The organism is Desulfobulbus rhabdoformis, assembly GCF_016919065.1.
Taxonomy (GTDB): domain Bacteria; phylum Desulfobacterota; class Desulfobulbia; order Desulfobulbales; family Desulfobulbaceae; genus Desulfobulbus; species Desulfobulbus rhabdoformis.
In genome coordinates, this window is the sequence record NZ_JAFFQA010000005.1 from 149,209 (window position 1) to 170,234 (window position 21,026).

The window sequence follows — 21,026 nt, forward strand, 5'->3', positions numbered from 1 at the left end:
ACGTGTGAATACCGTGAATTAAGCCTGAACAACGCCAAGGATATCATCCTCGCGCATGATGAGAAAATCTTCGCCGTCCAGTTTAACTTCGGTTCCGCCGTATTTGGAGAAGAGCACACGATCACCGACAGCCACATCCATGGCTACACGTTCACCGGTCTCTTTCTGTTTACCGGGGCCAACGGCCACAACCTCGCCCTCTGCCGGTTTTTCCTTGGCAGAGTCCGGGATGATAATACCGCCAGCAGTTTTCTCCTCTCCTTCCAATCGTTTGACCAGGATGCGGTCATTCAATGGACGAATTTTCATGTACATTCCTCCTGTGTGTGTTTCTGGATGTGAAATGATAATAAAATGGTAAAGTCGATATCCTCCTCATGAAGCATTATCGACTCTGACCTTGTTTCTCTAATGATTAGAAGTAGCAGCCTTTCGACTGCGCAAAACAATAGGTTCGGTTCTTGAAAAATCAAGGGCGGGTTGTATGAAATTTTTTTTCACACAACCCGTTAATATGAAAGGAATTTTTAAAAGAGGGGATTTTTGGGGGATAGATAATCAACCAACGCGGACCCGCCATTTGTGAGGGTCTTCCTGGTATCCGAACTGAATTGCCTGCAACTCGTCATAAAGCCGTTTGGCTAAATCACCGGCCGCGCCACCGTTAATTTGCACGCATTGTTCCTTGTAGCAAAATTCGCCAACCGGGGAGATAACAGCTGCGGTCCCCGTGCCAAAACTTTCTTTCAGCGCACCAGATTTTCCAGCAGCTAAAACCTCGTCAATAGTGATACGACGTTCACTGACCTGATACCCCCAGTCGCGGGCCAACTGCAGCACGGAATCGCGGGTGATACCGGGAAGAATAGAGCCTTCAAGCGGAGGCGTGATCAACTCACCCTCGATCAGAAAAAAAATATTGGAAGTCCCCACTTCTTCTACATAGCGATGTTCGATCGCATCAAGCCAGAGCACCTGAGTATACCCTTTATCATGGGCATTGAGCTGAGCTTTGAGGCTGGCTGCATAGTTACCGGCAGTCTTGGCGTTGCCCACACCGCCTGGAACTGCGCGCACGAATTCATCCTCGACATAAATCTTTGTCGGGCTGAACCCTTCTGCATAGTAGGCTCCCACAGGGCAACAGATGATGAAAAAAATGTATTCCTCAGCCGGGCGCAACCCCAGTGCAGGCTCGGAGGCGATCATGGTCGGACGAATATAAAGGCTCGCGCCCTCGGTCCCGGGGACCCACTCCTGATCGAGATAGACCATGGCTCGTAAGGCCTGGAGGACCCGATCCTGGGGGAAACGCGGCATACACATCCGGACAGCAGACTGGTTCATCCTGTTGAGATTGTCTGCTGGACGAAAAAGAAAGATTTGATCGTCTTTACCGCGATAGGCCTTCATGCCTTCAAAGATAGCCTGACCGTAATGAAAGACCATGGCCGCCGGATCCACGATGAAGTTATCGTAGGGCTCGATTGCGGCTTTATGCCAGCCATCCTGCCGGGTCCAGCGCATGGTGAACATATGGTCGGTGAATATCTGACCAAAACCCAAATTCGACTGATCCGGCTTTTGTTTCATCTGGTCAGTCGATGCCTTATGAAGTGTTACTTCGAGTTCTTTATTGAACATCGTTCCATCCTGATACCACCGGTGCGGGATGCCCGGTTTCCGTTGTTAAATTAAGTGCGGGGTAACCCGAATTTCTCATGAACATTTTATCTCAACTTGAGCAAAAAACACGAAAGCATCCCCCTATAACAGGTTGACTTCACTCAAAATTTCAACAAGATGCCCAGCCGGGTTAGCAGCAAGAAAGAAAATGCGCACTGCTTAAAACTCACAACAACACCGCTACGCACGCCTGAATAATTCAGGGGAGAATAATCTATTGCCCACGTCGGCACAAGCAGTAGTCAGATATTTAGTATAAATTATCCCCTCCCAGTGGAAGAATCCGTTTGATATCCTATGCAATCCCCGATCATTATGCTAGAACAACACCCCTGTTGGGGGCATGCGAATACGGCTTGCTTATGCTTTGTGCTCCCAGCATGTTAAGGGCATCTTGAACAATTGCTTTTTCTGCCAATCTCTGCGTCATACTGAAAATTTTATCCTCGGAATATCAACCATATGCCTGCGGTAAAATTATCAGCAATCCTTGACCTTGATTGAAAAATCTAATTATTCAAGACACCCTTAAAAAACTCTTTCCCAATCCTTATTGCCAGGAGCCCTGAGGAGAATCCCGTGCCTGCTCATATTCCAGAGAATCTTGAAGAAATCGTCACCGAGTACAATCGGCTGTGGCAACTGATGCCCAAGCTCCACCGCAACATTGCCCGCATGGCCGATAAGACCGCGATGAAAGCCTGCGCCAAACGCCTTGGAGTGACCACCAAAAGTGGCAAAAAGCTCGGTATGAGCTTTGAAACCGAATACGAAACCGATCTTTTCCAGGATTATCTTATCTATATGTATCGGCCACGCGGATTCAGCCTGGCCCGCAAGATGCGCAACCGCAAGCCTTACCCTGAAGGCAGTGATGAGCAAAAGCTCCTGGAAAACATGCAGCAGGCCAGATTTTCTCTGTTCTGGGTCAAAGAACTCATCGAAGACAGCGGCATGGTGGTTTTGGATGTGATCACAGGAGAGGAGCTGTTCGTCCTTGATCAGACCCTGCCGCAACAGGACGTGACCGGACTGCTGGCAGCCTTTCGCATCTTTCCCTTTGGCGATGTCTGGATGCACACCGGCGCAAGCATGGCCTTTGGCATAATCAAAGACCCCAAAGACCTCAAGCCCACCAATCGCAGGCTGAGTGAGAAAGAAGAACAACTCTTCAACGAGGAGAATTTTGCCCGGTGGCGGGCCTTTATACGCTCACAAAAATAAGCTACCACCTCCAGGGGAAAAACATCGGAGTGCGACGACAGTAGTCCAGGTACTCTTCTCCGATTTGCGCCACCATTTTGCGCTCTTCAAGAAAGGCTCCCAAGATCAGGTAGCCACTGAGCAAGAGGCGGGTGACAAGGGTTACATCGGTTATTCCCGGAAGCCCCCAAAGAAGAGCGACGCCACCACTGTACCAGGGATGACGCACATAGCTCAGAATGCCGCCGGTATACAGTGACGGCGGCTTCACCGAGCGATTCTGCCTATAATCCCGCCACTGTCGCAGCCCAAGAAAATCCTGCATATTGTACGAACGCATCCCGCCGACAAACAGCAACAGCGCATAAAGCAAAAGCACAAAACGCAGCATCTGCACCCATAAGGGAAAGGGACCGAGAGGCTCCTGGGGTACAGATGCCGTGTACCAAAGAACCGGCACCAGGGTAGAGGTAGACAGGATGATGTACAGAAGCCTGTACCCCCCCTGCCAGACGCCTCCCCTCTTTTTTACCCAGCGTTGTACACCGGCTGTGATGAACAGGCTGTGCAGGAAACACCAGCCCGACCAGAGCAAGACGAGGGGAATGAGAGCACTGTTCATTCCCTCACCGTGATGGCCGTTTCGTTCTTCCTGCTACTCATTGCGGAATGCTCGCAAGGAGTTGGGATGATGCATCTCATCTTCCATTGCAATGGTGTGGCAGAGCTGGCAATTTTCATTGGCCCCAAGGGGCAGTCGGTTATCCTGATACTGCATGGGTTGCAGCACGTCGAGCATTTCTCCATAGGGGTTGTCCGCCGGATAGACCGCATGTGGGCTGGAGTGACAGGTCGCGCAAAAGATGCGTCCGCTTTCATCGGTGCGGTTTTGATACAGCCCCTCACCATTCTCGGTAAACGCCTGCACAAGGGTATCAGTCTCCGGTGGCTCAAATTCGACATGACAATGCAGACAGTCGGGCTGCTGGATCCAAGGGCTGCGAGGCTCTATGGCCTCCACAGAGCTGACTGCCTGGGCAGGCAGGCGCTGCATCAAGGCACGGGCACGTTCTTTGCCTGCCTGGAGTTCTTTTTTCAACAATCCCAGAGCCTGATCCTCAAGCACACCATGACAACTTGTGCATTCAAGGCCAAAAGCAGCATGAATATCCCGAAACATACGGGTGGAGCCGGTTAGGCTTGAAGGATGGCAAAAATTACAGGCCGCCTCTCCCCTGCCCCGTAAATAATTTGCATGAAATCCGTGAATGGCCGCAGAAAGGTTGAGCGCTCGCCCGTTTCCTTTGGCCTGGAAGCGGCTGTCTGCATGACAGTCCCGGCACCGGACCATCTCCCCCTTTTGCGCCTGCAGGGTAAGATCTGTTCCGCTGAACTGGTCATGCATAGCTAAAATATTGAATGCGGTCGAACGCCCAAGCCCAGCCTTCTGGCCCAATTCCGGAGAACTGCCGTGGCAGGTTGAGCAGCCAATTTCCGTGGAGACGGGCAAGACCACCTTGGTGGTGGCCAGGATCGTGCCTTCCATGTCGCGTGCGGTGACAACCAGCACGGGATAGGGATCAAATCCACCCGAACCTGCTGGATTATAGACAATGTTTTCGGCAATAAAATAATCGTCACGAGACTCCATCTCACCACTGAGGGTGCCTGCATCCGCCCCCTCGATCCTATAACTCACCAAGACATCTTCACTGATGATTTCCGGCAACTCACCGCGCTCCAGAAGCTGTGCACGTAACTCGGCTTTGGGCGGGAGCAAAGAGAGCACTCCGTCGATCTCAGCCACATGTTTCATTCCCACAGGACTCCAGACCGAGAGCAGATACGCATTGTTTTCCGCATCAAAGTCGGGCAACGCGACCTCCTTTGCCGGTAATTGAGCTGGCGGCAAATCATACCGACCAACCAGCCTCTCTGTAATAAAAGCAGCAAGTGCACTACGCTCTAAAGCCGTGCCGGCAAAGGGCGGCATGGAAGGATGAAATACATGCATGCCGCTCATCATGGCATCCAAGCCACTGGGGGTATACGGGGCTGCCAGTTTTTTGATATCGCGCATCGGGCCATCAATAGCATGACAGGAAAGACAGAGCAGATTGTATATCTCACGTCCTGCCTCGTGTGTATTCTCCTGCGTTACCTGATGATGGGCGACCCATTTCGCCTGGGAAAGGAGCCCAACATCCTGAATGCGATCCATATCTTTTGTCAGAATTGAGGTCGAGTACATCACATCGTAGATGATAAAGGGGCGTCTCCCCCCTTCACGGATGAATTCAAAACAACCGATATAGAGCTGCCCTACCACAAGCAGACCAAGGGCCAGCAGACGACTGATAAAAGGAGGCAGATGAAAGATACACAAAAGCCCCGCAAAAACCAGAATCGGAGTGGTGTACAGCATGCCACTGATAAAGGGCTGCATAGAAGGCATGCGGGTGAAGATCAGCTCCTGCACCTCAAGAGGCAATGCCAGACGGTACCACCAGGCTGAAGCCACAAAAAGAGCAAAGGGGACCAGAAGCCAGCGGGCAGAGAAGCGAACCATGGAATCTCGCAGCTCACGCTCTTTGAGCCAGGTCGCCGTGACCAAACCAAAAAGACCGGCGATGATCAGACTTAAAAAGGTACGAAAGGCCAGAGAAGGCCAGAAGCTAGGGTTAAAAAATCCGGAAAAAACATTACCATCCTGGGGCCAGGTGCCCGGAGTCAGCATAAAATCGATGATGCCGTTAATGAGAAACAGCGACATCCAGGCCGAGAAAAAATAGATCCAGCCCAGCAGCCGATGCTTCCACCCCACCATACGGCCAAAGGTATAGGCATAGAGAAAGAGGGAGACAATCTCCAAGAGAAAAAAGACCCACTCCATGGCCCAGGCAAAGACAAAGGTATGGATCAGGATCGAGGTGGCATCTGGATTTAACAATGCGATAATAAACCAGATCCCCACTCCGGTAATAGAGCCTGCCACCATGGTCAGCAGGAGGAAGAACTTGGCATGCCCTCGAACATAGTCGAGCATGGCCTGGCTTTTTTCACGGGCTGCCTTGCGTTCAGCAAACACCAGAAACAGGCCACCACCTACCGCAAAATGGGAAATGTAGACATGAAAGACAGCGATAAGGATAATCCATAGACCGCCGCCTGTGGCTGCTAACTGCCAGACAGGATAATTCATACCTGGCCCCCTCTGCAGTTTCTCAGAGTGAACGGCACCATCCAGGTTATCAAGGCCAGGCCGACGATAAAAACCGCAAGAAAGAGATAGAGCGGCGTGAATTCCGGCTTCACTTCAAGCTCTGCTGGAGAGAACCAGGGCGCCAGAAGTATTTGACGAAGCAGATCCCGAGCCAACACCATGCTCACCATCGTTGCCAGGGTCCACCAGAGTGTTGCCACAACACGGCCTGCCAGTCCGGCGCGTATGGCAGGAATGGCGGTTAATATCCCCACGCTCAAGGCTGTGACCAGGGCCTGAGTGTGCAAATTTTCAAAGCTCAAAGTTCCCTGGGGGAGCGTGAAAAGAAACCAGAGCCCCAGGAGAATATTTGCCATGGTGGCAAAACTGAACCAGCGGCATCCTCTCCGCACCCAATCCATACCGGTCCAATCTCCCTGTTTCTGCTGCCAGTGAAAATAGAGGGCTATGGCCAGTCCGCCAAGAGCCACCGAACCAAAGACAAAATGGAAATACCGAGGCACCTGCATGGGATCCTGGAGATTTAAGAGCAGTCCCCGCGGCTCGGAAAAATATCGGGGCCAGGTCGAGGGGTTTTGCATCATGCCGATGTTATTGACAAAGGCAAAGGCGATCAATGCAAACAGACTGACGATCACCATGAAAATGGGCAGACGTAGCCAACCAAGTCGACCATAACGGTACTTCAGCAGATAGGAAAGAGCGTAGGCCGCCACCAGTACGCCTACCAGCGAGAGCCAGTAGGTCGCCATGAGAATGGAGCTGGTATAAAAGAGGTGACCGTACAACACCTGAACAAAGAGCAGGGGCGCCACGCCAAAATTCACGGTGAAGGCGATAATAAAGGGTAAGGTATGGGAGACAGACTCACTGCAGGGGTTGGCAGTACCGTCTTTTTGAAAATAACTGATAAAGCCAATGAAGGCAGAGCCAAACATGGTGCTCATCAGCAGGATGTGGACCAGAAAGGTCAACAGCAACAGAACGTGAAACCAACCCCAGTCCACGGGGATGGCATCTGGGGTAGGTAACAGTGCGGCGGGATCCATGCAATCCTCCAGTGAGGGTTCTATCACCGATTCCGGCGCTACTCTTGCCCCGGGGCTGGCCAAAATTTTCATGAGGTACCCGGATTGGCCGGAATTCAGTGAAAAATGGGAGGCAAAGGCGAGAGTAGATCCTTAATTAAAGGGTGTCTTGAATAATTAGATTTTTCAATCAAGGTCAAGGATTGCTGATCATTTCACCGCAGGCATATGACTGATATTCCGAGGATAAAATTCTCAGCAAGACGCAGAGATTGGCAGAAAAAGCAATTATTCAAGATTCCCTAAAGAGCGAAGCAGTCCAGGATGAGCACTCTCAGGGGCCTTTCCTCAACACGAACGAGGCGAACGTAGTTTGAAAGATTACTCCATTTTTTAGGGCGGAGCAAGAAAGAGCGGATAAATAACGAATATTTAGAGATCCCCCTTGAACAAGGGGGATTGTTGCAATGTAAACTATGGCGGGGCAGCGAATCTACGGCGTTACCGGCGCAAGCGGCACAGACCGATGCCTAGTTTCGAAGGCATCCCGCAACCGCTTACAAATCCGAGGCTCCCCGTCCTTTTAGTCTTTCTCCCCTGATTGGTTGCGCGTTGCAACAGTTTCAACACACAGTCCCTACATGTCGGGACGGTTGAATCCTTTAACAGCCGCAACCGGAGAAAGCTTCCTTGGTAAACTCCTTATCAGGCTCGATGGGATACTCTGCGGTGAAGCAGGCAAGGCAAAACTCTTCTTTGGGCAGCCCCGTCGCCTCGACAAGTCCCTCGACACTGAGATAGTGCAGAGAGTCCAAACCGAGGTATTCGCAAATGCCTTCAATCGTATTGCCGGCGGCAATCAGTTGGGAGCTTGAAGGAAAGTCGATCCCATAGTAGCAAGCGTAGCGGGTTGGCGGACAGCTGACCACCATGTGGACCTCGGCGGCTCCAGCACGGCGCAGAGACTGCACACGGCTACGGCCAGTTGTTCCACGGACAATGGAATCCTCGACAATGATCACCCGTTTACCGGTGAGTAGCTTGCGAACCGGGTTGAGTTTCACCCGCACGGAAAAATCACGCATGGACTGGGTCGGCTGGATAAAGGTCCGCCCGACATAGTGGTTGCGGATCATGCCCATTTCCAGAGGAATGCCAGATGCTTTGGAATAGCCGATTGCCGCATAGTTGCCCGAATCGGGAAAGGGCATGACAAAGTCGGCTTCGATCTGCGCTTCACGGGCTAAAATCTCGCCCATACGCTTACGGGCTGCATAGACATTGAAACCAAAGACGTCGCTGTCCGGTCGGGCAAAGTAGACATGTTCGAAAATACAGTAACTTTTCTGCGCAGGCGCCCAAGGGAAAAGTGAGGTCAGGCCATCTTTATTGATGATCAACGCCTCTCCAGGTTCGATATCACGAATATACTCAGCCTCAATCAGGTCGAGAGCGCAGGTCTCCGATGCCACCACATGGCCACCGTTATCCAGCACGCCCAGGCAAAGCGGCCGGAACCCATTGGGATCACGAATGGCAATCATGGTATCGGGTGTCATCAGGAGCAGAGAATAGGCCCCCTGAATGCAGGAGAAGGTGGTTTTGATCGCCTCCTGCAGACCACGATCCATGTGGCGAGCCATGAGGTGAATCACAATCTCTGAGTCCATGGTGGTCTGGAAGATTGATCCCTGCTGCTCAAGATGGCGCCGCAAAGCGATAGAATTCACCAAGTTGCCGTTATGGGCCACAGAAATTTGCAACCCCTTATGGGTTGCCATGAACGGCTGCGTGTTGACTATGCTGGACTCACCGGTGGTGGAGTAACGAACATGACCAGAGGCCAGGTGCCCGGTCAAGCGCTGCAAGGTCGCCTCGCTGAACACATCAGCTACAAGGCCCATGGCTTTATGGAGATTGACTTTCTCACCGTCTCCAGCGACGATGCCCGCGCTCTCCTGGCCGCGATGTTGCAGAGCGTACAGGCCAAAGTACACCAGCTTTGCTGCATCCTGGTGGCCAAAAACGCCACAGATGCCGCATTCGTGCTTGGGTTTGGCCGAATTGTCATGTTCTGGTACGTACGTATTCATAGTTACTGCCTGCGATATGGTAAGGGTGCTTTGTTTATTCCAAGCCCGCAAGAAACCGAGAATTAGAAGAATCGTTTATTATAAAACAAGGCCATGATGCACAAGCATCGGCGATAAGTGTTTGTTTCGCGAGGAAACACAGCCCGGAAAATTGCCTTGTAGCTTCTTTGCATAAACAACAAAAATTGTAAGGGCACAAAGAACATATCCTTGTGCCCTTACAATAATCGAATCATTTTTCGCAAAGAAGATTATTTACAACCAGATTACACGTTTTTTTTCAAGGAAATATCGGGTATCCTCAAGAAATAGTGATATCCATCTAATCTCTTTTATCTGAATCCATGAGCACAACACCGATCAAACTGACCAGTACCGTCAAAGCTGCTGGTTGAGCTGCCAAACTCGGCCCAGGGGACCTGGGTCAAATATTATGCGGGCTTGACCTGCCGCAAGATCCCAATCTGCTGGTTGGCACCAAAACCAGCGACGACGCCGGGGTGTATCGTCTTAACGACGAGACTGCGCTCATCCAGACCGTGGATTTTTTCACACCCATTGTCGACGATCCTTTTGACTTTGGCCGCATTGCCGCGACCAACAGCCTCTCGGACGTTTACGCCATGGGGGGAAAGCCACTTTTGTGCATGAATATTCTGGCCTGCCCCACCAAGAGTATGGCCCCCGAACTCTTTCGCCAGGTGGTTGAAGGCGGCCTGGAGAAAATCCGCGAAGCCGGTGCCTTGCTTGTTGGAGGCCACTCCATTGAGGATACCGAGCTGAAGTACGGCCTTTCCGTCACAGGGCTGGTTCATCCTGAGCTGATACTGCAAAACGGTGGGGCTCAACCAGGGGATCTGCTCCTGTTGACCAAACCATTGGGCACCGGCATTCTCTCCACAGCTATTAAGGGCGAACTCACCGATGCGACCACAGAAGCCAAGCTCGTTGAGTTGCTGGCCACACTCAACCGGTTGCCCATGGAACTGCTGAACAACACCCCCTGTCTGCGTGCAGGGGTGCACGGCTGTACCGATATCACCGGTTTTGGCCTCTTTGGGCACCTCCATGAGATGGCCGAGGCAGCAAACACCTCCATGCACATCCAAGCCAAGCAACTGCCCCTATTTATGGGCGCCCGCGATTTTGCCGACATGGGGATCATCCCTGAAGGGGCCTATCGCAACCGTGATTTTTATCGTCAGTGGGTCCGCTCTTCTCTGCCGGAAATGGACTCGCTGGAATTAATTGGTTACGATCCCCAGACATCCGGTGGCTTGCTTCTCTCCCTGACCCCAGAAACCGCAGATCAACTCCTGGAAGCCCTTCATCAGGCAAAATACCTTCCCGAGTGCCGTATCATCGGCCGCGTGGAGGCAGGCGATCCCGGAATCATCTTTTTAGACTAACGGGAATCTTGAATAATTGCTTTTTCTTCCAATCCCGGCGTCACGCTTAAAATTTTATCCTCGGAATATCATATATATGCCTGCGGTAAAATTTTGCGCAATCCTTGGCCTTGATTGAAAAATCTAATTATTCAAGCCCCCCTAACACCTGAATCAACAGGTCTTTTCTGTCAGCAGGGCAACCAGTAAGCGACTCAGGTCAACCATATCCTGCAACTCCACCTGCTCGCTGGTGGAATGCACATTGGTCATACCCGTGGCCACAATCGCCGTGGCCAAACCATGGCCATTGAAGATATTGGCATCACTGCCGCCACCGGCCTTCTCATAACTCAGCTCAATCCTCACGCTCTGGGCTGCCGCTGCTATACGTCGCAAGACAGGATCATCCTGACTGAGCTTCATGGCTGTAAAATCCTGACGAACCTCCACCTCAACAGTTGGAGCCCCTTTGGCCGATCCCGTGGGATCAGACCAAGCCCCGACGGTTTCACGAAAAACCTGTTCAATTTCTTTCGTCACCGAGGCCAACTTCTCCATGGAGTGGCTGCGCACCTCAGCCTCAATCACCACCTTTTCCGGGACAATGTTGGAAGCTGCGCCCCCCTGAATGGTCCCAAAGTTGGCAGTGGTCTCGCTATCGATGCGCCCTGTGGGCACCTTGGAAAGCGCCTGTCCGGCCAGCACCAGGGCATTGACACCCCACTCCGGATGCAACCCCGCATGAGCCGCTACCCCCTGGAGGGTGATGGTTATCCGATTTAAGGCGGGGGCATGGGTCACGACCTTGGCAAAACCTGTGGAATCAAGGGCGTAGCCTTCTTTTGCTCTTACCAGCGAGGGATCCAGGGCCTTGGCCCCAATCAGACCGATCTCTTCGCAGGTGGTAATAACCAACTCGCAGGGACGAACGGGAATCTTCTGCTCGCGTACCAGGCGAAGCGCCTCAATGCACCCCGCAAGTCCGGATTTATCATCACTGCCCAAGATTGTTTCCCCGGCACTGGTGAAGAGATCGCCGATACGTTTCACCTTAACCCCTTCCGCCGGTTGCACCGTATCCATGTGACAAGAGAAGAAGATGGGGTCCAGGTCAAGCTCACCATCAAAGCGGACAATGAGGTTGCCGCAGTCAGAGCCGGTCTGCCCCGCAGAGTCATCCTCGAACATCTCCCGGGCTCCCAGTTCCGTAAAAATCTCCTGCAGCCGCACCAACATGCCTCGCTCTTTACGCGATGGGCTGTCGATCTCGCAGAGTTCGGTGAAGTTGGCGGCCAGTCTCTCTCTATTGACGTCCATGTTCTGACCTCATCAGGACGACGGCATAGGTGGCAATCCCCTCACCCCGTCCGGTGTACCCCATTTTTTCGGTGGTTGTTGCCTTGATATTTATTGCTTCCGGCTGCACCTTGCAGACGCGCGCCAGATTTTCCTGCATTGCGGCCAAATACGGTGCCAGCTTGGGCCGTTGACAGACAATGGTTATATCACCATTGCCCAGCTGGTACCCTTTTTCCTGGGCAAGTTGCTGCACATGCGCCAGCAACACCAGAGAATCGGCCCCTTTAAACTGTGGATCGGAGTCGGGAAAATGGCGCCCGATGTCACCAAGGCCAAGCGCACCGAGTATGGCGTCGGTCAAGGCATGGGCGACAACATCGGCATCCGAATGTCCGTCCAGGCCAAGCTCATGGGGAATATCCACTCCGCCAAGAATCAGTTGACGACCGCTCACAAGACGGTGGGCGTCATAGCCATGTCCTATTTTCATTTCTTCTCGATCCCTTATAAGTGCCTCTGCCACCTGCAGATCTTCAGGCCGCGTTACCTTCAAATTGCGCTCACTGCCTTCGACCACGTGGACAGGGATGCGGGCAGCTTCAAGCAATGAGGCCTCGTCGGTACCTACAAAACCTTGTTCTGCCGCCTGATCAAAGGCCTGTTGCAAGAGCGCACGCCGTGCCGCCTGGGGCGTTTGCGCCTGCCAGAGGCGGGACCGATCGATCGTCCTGGTAATTTCTGCGGAATGGTCCACCTCTTTTAAGGTGTCTTTTACCGGGACGGCAGCAATAACGGCACCATGAGCAAAGGCGCCCTGCACACAGCGCAAGATGGTCTGCCGATCAACCAGCGGCCTGGCCGCATCATGCACCAGTACAATCTCAACCTCAGGAGGAAGAACAGTTACTCCAGCCTGGACCGATTCCTGGCGGGTGGCACCGCCGACGACACAGAGCAGTCGCACAAAAGCTGGGGGAGAGAGGTACTCTTGCAAGAGGTCAATACCTGCCTGGTAGTGGTCACGGGGCAAGGCCAGTGCCAGTGACGAAACCTCAGGGAGTTCCAAAAAAGCCTGACAGGTACGCGCCAGGATAGGCACCCCGGCCAGGGCACAAAATTGTTTCGGCTGCCCCTGACCGAAGCGGGAACCGATGCCACCGGCGGGCAGAACAACGCCAACTGGAGGATATGTTGAGAATTGTGTATGCACGAGTAAAAAAATAAGGGGTGAACTGTAAGCCGAATTCTGTTTCCACCCGAAGATGGACCATGATCATTTAACTTGGACACCGGTCGCCCGGTGCCTCCTGCAACCTACCCGGAAACCTCAGGCGGGCAGCCCTTAAACGTCTCCCTATTTGGTCTTGCACCCGGTGGGGTTTACCCTGCCTCCCCTGTCGCCAAAGGAGCGGTGAGCTCTTACCTCGCCATTTCAACCTTACCTGTGAGCGCAAGCGCCCCATCGGCGGTGTGTTTTCTGTGGCACTTTCCCTCGGTTACCCGAAGTTCGCGTTACGAACCACCGTGCCCTTTGGTGTTCGGACTTTCCTCTCCGGCCCCGAAGGCCAAAGCGATCATGCGTTCACCCCTTAAACTCGTCCTACTGTTCGTCTATACCTCGATTAGCCAACTGATCCGCCCGGCTGTTTTCTGCACGAGGCACGTGACGTATGGTCCATTTTTCCAACCGGGCAAGCCGTTTCCGCACCTCTTGAAACAGCGGCAGCAGGGTTTCGTTTTTCACCTTATACTGCCCCTGGATCTGGCGAACAATCAACTGCGAGTCAAGGGCAATGGCAAGCTCCCGGCAACCAAGCTGCAGGGCTTCATCCAAGCCAAGGATCAGCGCCTTATACTCGGCAACGTTATTGGTGCAGGTCCCGAGATATTTTGAGCAGGCAAGCAACTCCTCCCCTGCAGGTGAAAACAGGACTGCCCCGGCACCAGCCTCCCCAGGATTTCCCCGAGACGCCCCATCGGTGAACAGTTGAAAGCAGCCTGCAGCAGCCACTGCTGGTGTCGTCTCTTTCAGAACGGGCTTTTTGGGCAACTGCACAAAGGTTCCTGCAACGAGATGCCGCAGCTGTTCCGGGTCTTCCCCTGGAAAAAGCTCTGCCAGGAATGCATCGTCAAGCCGTTCGGAAAGACGAGTAAGAACCGCGTCCCGCGAGAGTGTCTTAGGCCTCGTCAACGACCTCTTCCTCAGGCTGGGGGTAGTACAAGATACGCTGACAGGTCGGACAGAGGTTCAGCTTCTCGGCCTTCATCACCTCGTTGACCTGCTGCGGAGGCAAAGACATGAAACAGCCCTGGCAGACAGGGCCATTGATCGGAACAACTGCCAGGCCATCACGCTTGGCAATCAGCATTTTATAGCGCTTGAGATACGGGCCATCCAACTCTTTTGCCTCGGCCTCACGCTGATTGACCACAGACTTCTTGGACTGCTCGATACGTTGAATCTCTTTTTCAACGTTGGCCTCTTCCTCGGCCAGCAGTTTCTTTTCGCCTTCGCAGAGGTTTTCAAGATTTTTCACATCCTGCTCAAGCTGCTCGATCTGCTCGATGAACTGGAGCATACGCTCTTCACTGTCCTTGAGAATCTTCTTATTTTCCTCGATCTCTTTCAACAGTGCCTGATGCTCACGGCTGGTCTGCACCTGCATCATCTTGTTCTGCCGATCTTTTACACGGGCACCGGCATCATCATGCTCAATTTTGGTCTCGCGCTGCTTCTGATTGAGCAATTCGATCTTGCTGCGATGGGTTGCGATAGCTTCTTTTTTCTCTTCGAGAGCCTGCTCACGATCGGCAACGATCGCCTGATGCTTGGAAATAGCCTTATCGAACCCGGCAATTTCACTATCAATAGCCTGCAGCTTGATCAGTTTGAATATTTCTTCTTTCAATGATGAACTCCTCAATCAGTCAGTCTAGGGTTACATATATACATTTTCCGGGAAACACGCTGTGACACTGAGGTGTCTCCCTGTTCAACACTCAGGCCACCAGCCGCAGCGGTGGTTCCTGGTGAGCGACGTCAACAGTAAGATTCCAGCCCATGGCTTCGCTTTCCTTCAGCAGCAGACGCTGCAGCGCGGTCATGGCTGAATTTTCCGTGGCAAAATGACCTCCGTCAATAAGCCACAAACCGGCCTCCTCAGCCCAACGCGCCACGGAATGCTTGACCTCTGAGGTCAAAAAGACATCCACCCCGTTCTTGTGCGCAAGCTCGGCAAAGTCCGAACAGGATCCTCCGCAGACCGCAACGGTGGAGACCTGTTCAGGACGCGCACCAGCTTCAAGGAGCCAGGGTGGCTGCAACGCCTGGCGCACACGGCCGATAAAATCAGTGGCAGAGAGGGGAGAAGTATAGGTGCCGATCTGCCCCAGCCCGCAGGGCTCTAAACAATCGTGCTTGGCTGGGAGAAGTGGGTGAATATGCTCAAGACCAAGAGATATCGCCAAATGACCACTGACCCCATTGGGGACGCTGTCGAAATTGGTGTGGCAGGCGATGACGCTTATCTGATGTTTGGTGGTAAGAGCGAGAAAGGTGCCGGTTGGGGTGTCGGTGCGAAGGGCTTTGAGCGGGCGGAAAATGATGGGGTGGTGGGTTAGAAGGAGATCGTATTGCCCTTGGACCGCTTCTTCGGCAAGTTGACAGGTGGGATCCAGGGCCAGCAGTATTCGATGAACCTGTTGCCGGGGGTCGCCCACCAGAAGACCGACATTATCCCAGTCCTCTGCCAGGTGCTCTGGAGTGATATGATGGAGAATTGTAAGTAAGTCTTGTACGGTACCCACTTTTTCGTACTCAGGAAATAAAAAGAGGCACATCCTTGTAGATGTACCTCTTTTCAGACATTTTTATCAATGCCCTGCGGTTTTGTTCGGCATGGCTGCCATGCTCGTATAAGCGTATTGAACAACGAATTCAACATCAGGTAGCGTTTGGTGTTCTGCCCCAGGACATATTCAAGTAACTTCCAGAAATGTGGTGGGCCTACCTGGACTCGAACCAGGGACCGACCGGTTATGAGCCGGTGGCTCTAGCCAACTGAGCTATAGGCCCAAAAGCCACAGTAAACTTGACATAATAACAGTTTATCACCAAAGGTCAACACTTTTTCATATTTTTCCCAAAATCCAGAATCCTGCCGCTAAAAGCCGTATAAAACCCCAAAGGATTCTGGCATATTGAATAAAGTATGCATACGTTTCTCAGCACTGACACATTCCCCAATAAGTGTGACAGCAACTCATTGGAACAGCATTTTTTAACCCAGGCAGGCAACCATGCTTTATAGCAACCTACTCTATTTTCTGGTGGTCATTTTTGTTTTTTCCACCAATACACCACCAGCCAAACCAGCCCTTTCAACAGCCTGGACGCTGATGGCGGTTCTCGCCACCTACTGGCTGTTTGCACAAGTGGCCAGAAAATGGTTTTCCCGTGCAGGATATGGCCCCAGTGGCTATTTTTCCGCAGAGAAAAAACTCTCCATTCTGGCTGTGGTCGTCTTCATGGCCCTGGTCTACCTGTTTGACATCAAACATTTCCTCACGCCTCTTTCCCTGGACGGCAAATTACCGGTTCTGACGGACCTGGCCGGACTGGGCTGTTTTTTTCTTCTGTTAGCGCTGATGTGGCGAGCTGCTCGCCACCCCTATGAACAGATATTTCAACGCAAGTATAGTTCTTTTGCTTTTATCCGATCCAATTTTAAGGCAAACCTACCAATCGTTCTCCCCTGGCTCTGCCTGTCGTTGGTCTTTGACGGCTTACAGCTCCTGCCTTTCCCCCAACTCAAAGAACTGCTGCGCTCCCCCTGGGGTGACCTGGTGCTTTTTTTCTTCTTTTTGGTTTTCCTGACGCTGGCTTTCCCCCCACTGGTCCGTTTTCTCTGGGGGTGCACACCGCTGCCTCCAAGCCCGCTCAGAGACAGACTTCAATCATTTTGCAGGTCCCAGGGATTTTACGCCGAGATTTACACCTGGCCGCTGTTCGAAGGTCAGGTACTCACAGCAGGGATCATGGGAATCGTCCCCAGATTACGCTATCTTTTAATTACGCCCGCACTCCTGGCCACCCTGAATCAAGATGAACTCGACAGCGTTCTGGCCCATGAAATCGGCCATGTGAAGCACCGGCATCTTATTCTCTACATGGTCCTCTTTCTTGGTTTCAGCATACTCGCCGGAGCGGTTGCCACGCCCCTGCCGCATCTGATCTTATCAAACAATCTGTTTTACGAACTGCTCCCTCACCTGCCTGTCAGTCCCGAAAATGTGCTTGGTGTCCTGGCAACAACGCCGCTCTTGGTGCTGATGCTTGTCTATTTTCGCTTTGTCTTTGGCTATTTCATTCGTAATTTTGAACGCCAGGCCGATGCCTATGTCTTTCATGCCATGGGCACAAGCTGGCCGCTGATCAGCTCTTTTGAAAAAATAGCCCATCTAAGCGGTGGAAACCGGGATGAAAAAAACTGGCATCATTACGGCATTGGTGAACGAATTGATTTTCTTCGTCTCTGCGAGGATGATCGACGCTACATAACCCGCCACAAACGAAAACTACACCAAAGCCTCATCGCCTACTTTGCCCTGATCGGCCTTATTGTTTTCGGTCTCCACCAGGTGCCCACAGGCAAACTCTCCCCAAAATATGAAACAAAATATGCCGAAGCAGTCTTGATGCAGAAGGTTCGACAGGAACCCAAAAACAGCATTTGGCTTATTTATCTTGGTGATTTTCTTCAAAGCCGGCAGATGGAAAAACGCGCTATCGAAGCCTACGAACAGGCGCTTACACTTTCACCGATGAACGCCGAGCTCAACAACAACCTGGCCTGGCTTCTGCTAACAGCTAAAGACACCAAAATCCGCAATGCCGATCGCGCCCTGACCCTGGCACTGACTGCGGCCATGCTCAAAGAGCGAGGACACATTCTTGACACCCTGGCCACGGCTTACTGGGCAAACTCCATGATCAAGGAAGCCGTAGAGACAGAACAGCGGGCATTTCGTCTGGATCCAAAAAATCAGCCGTATTACCTGGAACAGGTTGGCAGGTTCATGCGTGAACAATGGGGAGAGAAAAAGAACGATAGCGATGCATCACTGCCACATTCATCGGAAGAGAGTTAGAGGAGCATACTGGGCAACTCAAGCTCTGATGAATCAACCGCTTTGGCAAAAACCTGCAGGACTTCTGGATTAAAGCCCTTTGCCTGATCTTCCAGGATCTTGTTCTTTGCTTGATCTGCGGGAAGCGGCAACATATCGCCAGTGCCTGTGGTGAGCATATCATAGGCATCGGCCACGGCCAGAATGCTGGCGCCGACAGGTTGCACCCCCTGTTTCTCGTTTTGCACCTGATTTTCCCCCGCATGCTGGCCGATAAGCAGCGGCAAGATGCGCTCCATGGGGCCGCTGATGGGGTAATAGTCTTCTTCAACCTGCGCGAAGTCTTTCCGTTTGATACGAGTGGCCTTACGTAAGAGTGAACGGCTCACCTTGAGATGGCCGATATCATGGAGCAAGGCTGCCGAACGAATATCTTCTATCTCGTCTTTTTTCAATCCCATGGTTGCGGCGATACGGGTAGCGTACACAGAGACGCGGAAGCAGTGATTTTCTTTTTCTTCATCTTGGGCAATGAAGTGACGCAGGATAAGCAGGAGCCCCTGATATGTTTGGCGCAGTTCTTCGACCTTGTTTTTATTGTGTTCGTAAAGCGTCCCCATAGTGTAGGCGGTCACCAGAAGAATGCAGCCCCAGGAGACAATGTGATACCACTGGTTATCTCCGCCGATTCCGGCAACCTGAGCGCTGGCAAAACGGTCGGGGTTAAAGTAGTTGACGAATCCCACCATCAGAATAGCTGCAAAGGCGGTCAGGACAGCCTGACGGCGCCCAAACAGGTACGCAGAAACAACAGCAGGCAGGGTATAAAACCCCAGAAGCAGGTACTGGGAGGCGACTGAATAGTTGAGCATCCAGGCAACGGTGAGCATGGAAAGAATGATCCACAGCTCCTTGTTGACCTGTTTGAATTTTGCCAACATGGGATTGTCTTTTTTTTGCAGCCCAGATTTTTGATCAGAGTTAGAGTTTTCCTTGCATTTTGCCTCTGTTTCGCCTGGCAGCCCTTCAATTTTCTCTGACGGCAAAAACATGGCGATGGCCCCTAATTCCTCCAACCGCTCAATCACCAGTTGACCTGTTTCCTCGGCCACATTCCGACTCAGAACCACGGGCAGACTTTGCAGAAGTGGGGGAATTTCTTCCGGGGGGATACTCTTCGCCCGTTTTTCCAGGTAGGCGATAACCTGGTCCTCATCGGCATCCGGGGAAAGAGCTTTCAGGATAAGTGAGCCTTTGGTAGTATTCATGGTTACTGTCTATTATTTCGAAGGGAGACCATGCTTGTGAAAGAACCCCTGGAAGCAGGGATTCAGGCAACAAAAATAGAGTACAAAGGCAGTATACGGTAAGTGCCACTCTTGATTCAAGGCACCATCGAAATACGATCCATCTTTTTACAGGAGAACATCCCTTGCAAACAACGCGAACATCCTGGTTGTGGAAACTTGAGCTTTTGGGCTTTTTCATCAGCGCCCTGGCAATACTTGCCTTTCGCCTGCAGTGGCTCAGCTGGCGCCCTGCCCTACTTCTCATGGCTGGTTCATTGGCTACAGTGGTCCTCATTGGATTTTTGAGCCTGTTTATTCTCTTTGCCAAACTGCGCGCAGGAAAACACCGTGGGGCGAGTCGACATTGCCTGCTTGCATTGCTTTTTTCCCTGCCGGTTCTTCTCTCCATTTTGGTCATGGGCACGAACGCGGCAAAATGTCCACCGATTCATGATATCACCACAGATACAATCCATCCGCCGGAACTCTCTTTTGGAGCACAACATCGTGGGCCTGATGAAAATACCGTACAATATGCGGGAACGACGGTCGCCGAACAACAGCAACAGGCCTACGCCGACATAACACCCCTCAAAAGCACAATGCCCCCAGCCAAAGCCTATACGCAGGCGCTGGCCATAGCCGGCTCTCTTGGTTGGCGTATCGAGCAGGAAGATCCTTCCCGGGGAATCTTCCAGGCAACAGACCGTTCCCGAATTTTTGGTTTTGTCGATGACATCGTCATCCGTATCACCCCAGAGGATGCGGGCAGCCGCATTGACCTTCGTTCTGCTTCCCGGGTCGGGGTGAGTGATCTCGGGGTGAATGCCAAACGAATTCGTGCGTTTATCGCCCAATTCAATCAACCCTGAATCCCAAGGCAGCTAAACTCTGAGAAGAGGACCTCTATGGAACAACCGCTTATTCTGGTCACCAATGACGATGGGGTTTACGCCCCAGGCGTTCGCGCCCTGCACGAAGCTGTCAATCCTCTTGGGCAGGCCATCATTGTGGCCCCGGATCGGGACAACTCAGCGGTGAGCCACTCGCTGACCATGAACCGCCCACTGAAGGTGACCGAGCTTGAAAAAAACATCTACACCGTCGACGGAACACCGACCGACTGTGTCACCATCGCCACCAACAAAATTCTGCCACGTAAGCCCGATCTGCTGGTTTCCGGAATTAATCCCGGCCCAAACCTGGGAGATGATATCAGCTACTCAGGCACGGTTTCCGCAGCCATTGAGGGGACCATGTACGGCGTCCCCTCGCTTGCCTTTTCCCTTGGAGGAACACATCCATTCAACTTCGAAGTCGCCGCAGCCGTTGCCTGGAAACTGGCCTCCATGGCCCTGAATATGCATTTACCTCCCAAGTCGCTTCTCAACATCAACATCCCTCCGCTACCTGCTGGAGAGATCAAAGGGATCAGCTTCACCCGTCAGGGGCGCAGACGTTACCAGGACGCCATTCAGGAGACACCTGATCCCTGGGGACGCAAACATTATTGGATCGGTGGCGGTACAGTGCACTGGTCCGGCGGTGATAATACCGACGAACAGGCCATACGCCAGGGATATATTTCCGTCACACCAATCCAGCTTGACCTGACCAACCACGAAGGGTTGAGCTACCTGGAACAGCAATGGAAAATGTAACCCTCACATCAACAACTGGAGAAT

Annotated in this window: 17 protein-coding genes, 1 tRNA gene and 1 other RNA gene; 5 read left to right on the forward strand and 14 right to left on the reverse strand. The window is 52.4% G+C overall.

Annotated elements, in window-relative coordinates:
- Nucleotides 1-18: 18 nt before the first annotated feature.
- On the reverse strand, nucleotides 19-309 hold the full coding sequence (gene groES / locus JWJ90_RS04200; protein WP_205225942.1) for a co-chaperone GroES: 291 nt from the start codon (nucleotides 307-309) through the stop codon (nucleotides 19-21).
- A 249-nt stretch (nucleotides 310-558) separates the two neighbouring features.
- On the reverse strand, nucleotides 559-1,644 hold the full coding sequence (locus JWJ90_RS04205) for a branched-chain amino acid aminotransferase (RefSeq protein ID WP_205225943.1): 1,086 nt from the start codon (nucleotides 1,642-1,644) through the stop codon (nucleotides 559-561).
- Nucleotides 1,645-2,265: 621 nt separating this feature from the next.
- Between JWJ90_RS04205 and JWJ90_RS04210 the strand changes: the two genes are divergently transcribed.
- Nucleotides 2,266-2,910 carry a DUF7986 domain-containing protein gene (locus JWJ90_RS04210; protein WP_205225944.1) on the forward strand — a complete coding sequence of 215 codons (645 nt, stop codon included), beginning with the start codon at nucleotides 2,266-2,268 and terminating at the stop codon, nucleotides 2,908-2,910.
- Between the two features lies 1 nt (nucleotide 2,911).
- Here the strand turns inward: JWJ90_RS04210 and JWJ90_RS04215 are convergent, their stop codons facing one another.
- The 4 genes from JWJ90_RS04215 to purF all read right to left on the reverse strand — a co-directional run bounded on the left by JWJ90_RS04215 (nucleotide 2,912) and on the right by purF (nucleotide 9,233).
- The gene (locus JWJ90_RS04215; protein ID WP_205225945.1) at nucleotides 2,912-3,511 is read right to left on the reverse strand and encodes a methyltransferase family protein; all 600 of its coding nucleotides are present in this window, start codon (nucleotides 3,509-3,511) and stop codon (nucleotides 2,912-2,914) included.
- A gap of 33 nt (nucleotides 3,512-3,544) precedes the next feature.
- Nucleotides 3,545-6,091, reverse strand: a complete 2,547-nt coding sequence (locus tag JWJ90_RS04220) for a cytochrome ubiquinol oxidase subunit I (protein ID WP_205225946.1) — start codon at nucleotides 6,089-6,091, stop codon at nucleotides 3,545-3,547.
- Entirely contained in the window at nucleotides 6,088-7,161 is a 1,074-nt protein-coding gene (locus JWJ90_RS04225; RefSeq protein ID WP_205225947.1) for a hypothetical protein, read from the reverse strand. Before JWJ90_RS04225 ends, JWJ90_RS04220 begins: the two co-directional genes overlap by 4 nt.
- 641 nt (nucleotides 7,162-7,802) lie before the next feature.
- Entirely contained in the window at nucleotides 7,803-9,233 is a 1,431-nt protein-coding gene (gene purF, locus JWJ90_RS04230) for an amidophosphoribosyltransferase (RefSeq protein WP_205225948.1), read from the reverse strand.
- 344 nt (nucleotides 9,234-9,577) lie between these two features.
- Here purF and selD point away from each other — a divergent pair, with 344 nt between their 5' ends.
- Nucleotides 9,578-10,642 carry a selenide, water dikinase SelD gene (selD, locus tag JWJ90_RS04235; RefSeq protein ID WP_205225949.1) on the forward strand — a complete coding sequence of 355 codons (1,065 nt, stop codon included), beginning with the start codon at nucleotides 9,578-9,580 and terminating at the stop codon, nucleotides 10,640-10,642.
- Between the two features lie 153 nt (nucleotides 10,643-10,795).
- Here selD and JWJ90_RS04240 read toward each other — a convergent pair whose 3' ends face one another.
- From JWJ90_RS04240 to JWJ90_RS04270, 7 genes are all read right to left on the reverse strand, one after another.
- A complete protein-coding gene (locus JWJ90_RS04240; RefSeq protein ID WP_205225950.1) occupies nucleotides 10,796-11,941 on the reverse strand; it encodes a M20/M25/M40 family metallo-hydrolase in 1,146 nt (381 codons plus the stop codon).
- Nucleotides 11,928-13,133, reverse strand: coding sequence for a 2-C-methyl-D-erythritol 4-phosphate cytidylyltransferase (gene ispD, locus JWJ90_RS04245; protein ID WP_205225951.1), 1,206 nt, complete (start codon nucleotides 13,131-13,133; stop codon nucleotides 11,928-11,930). Before ispD ends, JWJ90_RS04240 begins: the two co-directional genes overlap by 14 nt.
- 9 nt (nucleotides 13,134-13,142) lie before the next feature.
- Nucleotides 13,143-13,513, reverse strand: an RNA gene (gene rnpB / locus JWJ90_RS04250) — RNase P RNA component class A.
- Nucleotides 13,514-13,523: 10 nt separating this feature from the next.
- On the reverse strand, nucleotides 13,524-14,114 hold the full coding sequence (locus JWJ90_RS04255; RefSeq protein WP_205225952.1) for a ribonuclease HI family protein: 591 nt from the start codon (nucleotides 14,112-14,114) through the stop codon (nucleotides 13,524-13,526).
- Nucleotides 14,101-14,832 (reverse strand): zinc ribbon domain-containing protein, encoded by a 732-nt coding sequence (locus tag JWJ90_RS04260; RefSeq protein WP_205225953.1) that lies wholly within the window; start codon nucleotides 14,830-14,832, stop codon nucleotides 14,101-14,103. The genes JWJ90_RS04255 and JWJ90_RS04260 overlap by 14 nt, the downstream gene beginning before the upstream one ends.
- A gap of 91 nt (nucleotides 14,833-14,923) precedes the next feature.
- The gene (locus JWJ90_RS04265; protein ID WP_205225954.1) at nucleotides 14,924-15,730 is read right to left on the reverse strand and encodes a Nif3-like dinuclear metal center hexameric protein; all 807 of its coding nucleotides are present in this window, start codon (nucleotides 15,728-15,730) and stop codon (nucleotides 14,924-14,926) included.
- A 191-nt stretch (nucleotides 15,731-15,921) separates the two neighbouring features.
- Nucleotides 15,922-15,998 (reverse strand) — tRNA-Ile (locus JWJ90_RS04270).
- Nucleotides 15,999-16,222: 224 nt separating this feature from the next.
- Between JWJ90_RS04270 and JWJ90_RS04275 the strand changes: the two genes are divergently transcribed.
- A complete protein-coding gene (locus JWJ90_RS04275) occupies nucleotides 16,223-18,073 on the forward strand; it encodes a M48 family metallopeptidase (RefSeq protein WP_205225955.1) in 1,851 nt (616 codons plus the stop codon).
- Here JWJ90_RS04275 and JWJ90_RS04280 read toward each other — a convergent pair.
- Nucleotides 18,070-19,320: an HD-GYP domain-containing protein gene (locus JWJ90_RS04280; protein WP_205225956.1), complete on the reverse strand. Its 1,251-nt coding sequence runs from the start codon at nucleotides 19,318-19,320 to the stop codon at nucleotides 18,070-18,072. The genes JWJ90_RS04275 and JWJ90_RS04280 overlap by 4 nt on opposite strands.
- A gap of 164 nt (nucleotides 19,321-19,484) precedes the next feature.
- On the opposite strand from JWJ90_RS04280, the gene JWJ90_RS04285 reads away from it, so the two are divergent.
- Nucleotides 19,485-20,213 carry a DUF1499 domain-containing protein gene (locus JWJ90_RS04285; protein ID WP_205225957.1) on the forward strand — a complete coding sequence of 243 codons (729 nt, stop codon included), beginning with the start codon at nucleotides 19,485-19,487 and terminating at the stop codon, nucleotides 20,211-20,213.
- 36 nt (nucleotides 20,214-20,249) lie between these two features.
- Nucleotides 20,250-21,002 carry a 5'/3'-nucleotidase SurE gene (surE, locus tag JWJ90_RS04290; protein ID WP_205225958.1) on the forward strand — a complete coding sequence of 251 codons (753 nt, stop codon included), beginning with the start codon at nucleotides 20,250-20,252 and terminating at the stop codon, nucleotides 21,000-21,002.
- Nucleotides 21,003-21,026 lie beyond the last annotated feature (24 nt).